The sequence below is a fragment of the Streptomyces sp. NPDC086989 genome, assembly GCF_044745505.1.
Classification (GTDB): domain Bacteria; phylum Actinomycetota; class Actinomycetes; order Streptomycetales; family Streptomycetaceae; genus Streptomyces.
In genome coordinates this window covers 1-5,278 of sequence record NZ_JBIVAL010000048.1, presented here as the reverse complement: position 1 = coordinate 5,278, position 5,278 = coordinate 1, and the positions used below count along the sequence as shown (strand labels likewise).

The 5,278-nt window shown below is 65.3% G+C and carries 4 protein-coding genes; 1 reads left to right on the top strand and 3 read right to left on the bottom strand.

What is annotated here, in order from left to right:
• Positions 1-773: 773 nt before the first annotated feature.
• Positions 774-1,937: a TniQ family protein gene (locus ACIPK4_RS39940; RefSeq protein ID WP_402322846.1), complete on the bottom strand. Its 1,164-nt coding sequence runs from the start codon at positions 1,935-1,937 to the stop codon at positions 774-776.
• Between the two features lie 379 nt (positions 1,938-2,316).
• The gene (locus tag ACIPK4_RS39935) at positions 2,317-2,970 is read right to left on the bottom strand and encodes a hypothetical protein (RefSeq protein ID WP_402322843.1); all 654 of its coding nucleotides are present in this window, start codon (positions 2,968-2,970) and stop codon (positions 2,317-2,319) included.
• A gap of 339 nt (positions 2,971-3,309) precedes the next feature.
• Between ACIPK4_RS39935 and ACIPK4_RS39930 the strand changes: the two genes are divergently transcribed.
• Positions 3,310-3,435: a hypothetical protein gene (locus ACIPK4_RS39930; protein ID WP_402322840.1), complete on the top strand. Its 126-nt coding sequence runs from the start codon at positions 3,310-3,312 to the stop codon at positions 3,433-3,435.
• Between the two features lie 121 nt (positions 3,436-3,556).
• Here ACIPK4_RS39930 and ACIPK4_RS39925 read toward each other — a convergent pair whose 3' ends face one another.
• Positions 3,557-4,195: a hypothetical protein gene (locus ACIPK4_RS39925; RefSeq protein ID WP_402322837.1), complete on the bottom strand. Its 639-nt coding sequence runs from the start codon at positions 4,193-4,195 to the stop codon at positions 3,557-3,559.
• Positions 4,196-5,278 lie beyond the last annotated feature (1,083 nt).

Below are 5,278 nucleotides of genomic sequence, written 5' to 3'. Positions count from 1 at the left end.
CAACAACACTTCAAGACCCCGAAGATCGCACGCCTCACAGGATGACGGAATCCGATGACGTTGCGTCACGAGACCACAAGATCAGTGCCAGAGCCACATCTCGTGTCGTCAGCCAATGGCGTTCTGGTGTCGTCCAACATCTGGTCAGAAAACGAGCGAGCCCCGGGCCGTGGATCGGCCCGGGGCTCGTTTCTGTTCCTGGAGCGGAGTGTTCCTGGTGCGGATCTTTTTCAGAATCGCTGGGCTACGCTCCGCGTCGCTGGTGGCGATCCTATCCGGCGTGTCAAGTGTTCCCGCCTGTTCCCGGTTCCTGTTTAGAAACGGTGGGAGGGTCGCGGAAACGGGTTCCGGGGGCGTTCACCGATGTATCGCTGGGTGGCTGCTCCGCACCACTGATGGCGATCCTATCGGGCGTGTCAAGTGTTCCTGGTCCCCGCTCATTTTCTCCGCGCGCGTTCGCCAGCTTCCAGAAGCCTGGAATCCCGGTTTGCCCATATAGATCCCTGTAACGCAGTCGGGCGTGGCGTGCTGTTTTATGACAACGCGGTCGGGCGTGTCGCCTGTTTTTTGCTGCGTTTCTGACTGTTCCCACCCCCTGCCGGAACAGATTTCAGGCATGTTCTTGCAGGTCAGAGGGCATGTTCCGGATGTTCCTGGTGTTCCTTCCAGGCCGGACCCCAAGTACGCGTACATGCGCGAGGGGATGGCCTCTGTTCTCGGCGTGTCGCGGCGGAGCAGGAACGGATCGGGTTCCGCGGGGAGGTCCTGTTCTGTCACCGGGGGCTCGTGTTCCGGGACGCGGGGGAGGGGTTCCGGGGGCAGTCGTCCGCCGCGACCCACCGGCAGCTGGGCTCACGGCCGCCGCAGTACGGGCACAGCTCGTTGGTCGAGGTGAACGGCAGCCCATACACCCAGCGAAGGCAGGAGCGGCCCTGGAAGGGCCCGCGGTCCTCCGGCCGGTGATGAAGGGCGGGTAGTAGGTCCCAGCGCCTCTCTGAGGCCTTCAGGGGCTTCTCTGCCGGGAGTTCGCCAAGCGGCGGGTGCAGCTCGAGCCAGGTCGACAGCGGTTCGGCTTCGCGGCCCTCGGCGATGCCGGGAACACCGAACTCATCTGCGACGTCGGCGAGCCACGGCCGGGGCTCGATGCCGGGTGTCTGGGCCCGGCGCGTCTCCCACTGGTCCATGAGCCTGGCCAGGCGGACGGCTTCCGGGTAGACCACCGCGGGGGCGGCTCGGCGCCGGTGCCGGCCGAAACCAAGCGTGTCTTCACGCTCTCGCCAGGTCTCGTGGGCCACCTGGCGGTAGACCCACCACCACAGGGTGACTTGGTGGGCATCAGCGACCAGGGCGTCACCGGCCGGGCCGACGCGGTGGTTCAGGCTCCGGTGGTCGGCCAAGGCGCGGCCGAGCTCAGGGAGCGGGGTGGTGTCGACGAGATAGCCGCCATCGTCGCCGCATTCCCAGCGGCGCCCGCAGGCACAGGGCCGCCACCGGTGCCCGTCCCCGGCCAGCCAGGCTCCTTCCTCCAGGCACAGCGGGCAGGCGGGCAGGGGGGGTTGGCCGGGGTCCTGCGGCCAGGACCAGGCGCGAACCGCAGCGCCGGAGAAGGTGAGGAGGCGGGCGGGGGCCAGGCCCGGCAGGGCGTGGCACAGCTGGTCGACGTGGCGGCCGGTGAGTTCGGCCAGGCGAGTCAGGGACTCCTCGGTGAGGGCGATCTCGTGGGTGCCCGGGTGGACTTGGGCGGCGCTGGCGGGGAGTCGGCCTTTGTGCAGGGCGCGGAGCAGGCCCGGGAGTTCGACGGCGTTCGCCGACGCGGTGCGGACGAGGTAAGAGGCCGTTGTCTCGCCGTGGATCACCGGAACCCGGATGGGGAGGTCGGCTGCGGTGAGCGCCTTGTTCTTGCGGGCGGGCGCCGACGGGGCAGTACGAGGTGTCATGGGACGGGACGTTTCCACACCAGCCCTGTGGACGGCGGCGTGCGTAAGCCTTCGGGCTTTGCCCCAGGAAGGCCGTGTGATGTTGTCAGGTGTATGGAAAAGCGATGGGGCGACGAGTGGCGTCCAGGCATGCGGGTGCGCATGTACGACAGGAACAGCCCGTCACGCGAGGTGCGCGACGGGGTCATCACGGACAGGAGCTGGGGGCGGGAGCGCGGCAAACCGATCTGGTGGTTCACAGTCCTCTTCGAGGGTGACACGGAAAGCCGGGTGTACAAGCCGGGCGAGATCCCGGGCCGGAATCCGGGTCAATCCCGCACTACTCCAAACGGGTGGCGGCCCGTGGGGCACCCGGGCAGGATCTGAAGTCGCTTGGTCGTCAGGCGAGGGATTCGACTGTCCACTGCGTGGGTTCCAGCGCCAGTTTCCTTCGGCAAGAAGCAACCGCGGCCACAGCCCAATCACGGACCGCCGCCAAGTCATGCGCAACGTCATAGACGTGGCGGGCGGCGTGCTGGACGTCCAGGATCCATGGCGCCACGGGCTCCTCGTCGAGTACCGCGCGCAAGCGATCTCTTGCTTCCTCGGGGCGACCTGCCAAGGCGGCGGCAACGCCGGCATTGAAGCTCTCCCAGAGGAAACCGCGCCGTACTGGACGCTGCAGGAGGCGCAGGGCCGCCTGGTCGAGCCCTCCAAACGTGCTCCTGAAGGTCTCGACTCGGTCTCCCGCTTGGTCGGCGAGTGCGGCCGCCACCGTTCCGAACTGAATCTCGTTGCGAAAGTCCTGCCTCGGCTGGACCTGTTCCGCGAAGTCGAAGGCCAGGTGGCCGAGGTCCTGCCACAGCCACATCACCCCCACGGTCAACCCGCTGCCCTGGCTCCACGTGGGCGACGGGAACTCGACAATCCCGAGCCACCAACCGCGGTCATCGACCCAGATGCGGGATCGACCGCGCTGATTGAGACCGAGCGGCCGCAGCCGCTCTCGAGCCGCAGAGGCGACCAGCCGGGACGCCGGAGAAGTAGCTGCCATGCAGCCATTGTCGTGGGCCTCTCAATGCCGACGGCGTTGAGGGACACCCCTCCTGTACCTCCCAAATCGACTCCGGCGAGAGCCCCTGCCAGTCGCGAGCCTCCGTGACGAGCGTCAGCCTTCGTTGAAACGGATCGTTGACGTTCGGCGTCTGGGCAGCCAGGTGGGGCCACTTCAAACCGTTCCTCTGCTGGGGCCAGAGGAAGCCGTTTGGGCGGGGCCAAGACGAACCGTCCTAGACAGACCAGACCGCGCACGCCCTGGTCCTGGGAATCGCCGCACTCTTCCTCACTGCCGCCGCCTGACAGCACCCCGTCCAACCCAAGAAGGAGAAGACTGATGAGCGGACAGACCCCGGAAGAGCTGATGGAAGCCCTGCGCAAGCAAGCAGAGGCACAAGAGACAGCGGAAAGGGCCCTGTCAGAAACCCTGTACCGGCTCTCGCAACTGCCTGAGAACCAGTAGAACCGCCATCCCGCCCAGGCCCTGCCCAACGGCAGGGCCTGGCCCGCGTTCAAGGGAATCGCGAACGCTTGGCGGACGAACCTCTGGACTCGCCACGATCATGGCTCTGCCCGGGCATCTCCTAGCTCCGCCTGGAACGAAGGGCCTCGGCAGCGCCGATACCCCGCAGGAGCCCGGCTCTGTAGACGTCACCCACCGTCGTCACTTGGGCGGCAAGCCTCTCGTACTCCTCCAGCTCCGCCACACCCCGCCCGCCGGTCCTCCTCCGAACGCGACGCGGAACGATGCCAGGGTTCTGCTCACGCCACTTCCTCAGCTCCAGGATCGCCTTGTAGGAGGAGTGCCAGCAGGCCGCGTACGTCTTCCGCGCCAGAGGCTGAGGCAGCCTCAAAGGGACCTGCTTGGGGTATCCGCCGTCCCGCGATCCAGGCCACCGCCCGGGGTCCATGGCCTCGTCAGGCACCGCAGGCCACCGCCGGTCCCACCAGTCACGGTCCCTTAGCTCCAACTCGATACCGTGAGCGGCCAGCACGTCGACCGTGTCGAGCAGCTCACCAGCCCTCCGCAGTCTTTCCTGTTCACGGCGCCATGCAGCCCGCACCCCCGCCGCCTCCTGGCGGCGCAGCCCTCGCACGCTCCACTGCTCATCACCCTGCAGCTTCAAGCGGTACGCCCGCTGTTCCGCCAGCTCCGAGTCGAGAGACAACCTGAGCTCAAGGCTCACCTTGGCGTTCCCCTGGTGCTTCCCCAGCTTCTCCACCAGGCCATCCTAGGCAGTTTGCAAACCGAGCACCGCCGAACGTTACGGGGTGCCTCCTGGGCACCTACCGAAACTGGTATGTGCCCCCCAACCCACTCACGTGAGTAGGAAGACGCCGACCTGAAGGACAGATTCTCAGAATCGCGAATTCTCGTCTTCAAAACGCTAGGCGAATCCAGCGCAGCCGAGCCTGTTATCAAAACGTTATAACACGCCAGCGCAAGCGAAGTCGGCGGAATTTCCGCAGCTCACAGCCTTTATCCGGGCTAAAACTAGTATTTGCATCGCCGCCCGGAGAGCCCCAGGGCATGTCGGAATGGGTCATTCCGCCCACAAGGCCCCCAAGGACAAGAACCGGCGTTGTAATCTTCTCACCAGCGGACATAGGAGAGGGAGCGCGCTCTACCCCAGAGCCGGCAAGCATCCAGGAGTAGCAGAACGCTCCCTCTCTCGGACTCCGAAACAACCAGGAACGGAATCACTATGACGAAGTATAGCCTGCTGTTCCCAAAAAAATCCAAAGTCGATGTAATCGCGATTCACAAAATCCAGATCCTCCGACAGGATTGGTAGCGGGAACATAATGAAGAATATGGAACCCGCAAACCAGGATCCCTTCTTCGAACTTCGGGTAGGAAACTGGCACTCAAAACTGCAGAAGTTTCCAGAGTGGCCCGTAAAAGTGGGGAAGAAAATCTCTGTCGGAATTGGCATCGGGATCGGAGGATCAGCGGGGCTGCAAGTCTTCGCCCTTCTGACTGAGCACTTCGATTTGATTCACTGAAGGTTTCAGCAAGCTCTTCATCACTGAAAGCTGAGCGCACCACAGCAAGAGGATCCTTCTAAGGATTGCTCTGCAGTCGTCCAACGCCCAACCAGGGCCCTCAGCTCTTCTGAGAGCATGCCCGCGGGGTGTTCCCGATGGGAACACCCCGCACCATCCCAGCCCCCCTATACCCCCTAAGCCGGCTCGAAGCGTCGGCTTTTCCGGCCCCCGCGCCCACCGGCTTAGCCGCTCCCGCCGACGCTCCCACCGCCGCAGCCGCAGCCGCAGCCGCCGCCGCTCCCGCCGACGCGGCCGCC

What these genes read in the sequence shown, in the direction of transcription:
- ACIPK4_RS39935 (WP_402322843.1), bottom strand. Translation starts at nt 2,970, where the DNA reads ATGGCAGCTACTTCTCCGGCGTCCCGGCTGGTCGCCTCTGCGGCTCGA.
- ACIPK4_RS39940 (WP_402322846.1), bottom strand. Translation starts at nt 1,937, where the DNA reads ATGACACCTCGTACTGCCCCGTCGGCGCCCGCCCGCAAGAACAAGGCG.
- ACIPK4_RS39930 (WP_402322840.1), top strand. Translation starts at nt 3,310, where the DNA reads ATGAGCGGACAGACCCCGGAAGAGCTGATGGAAGCCCTGCGCAAGCAA.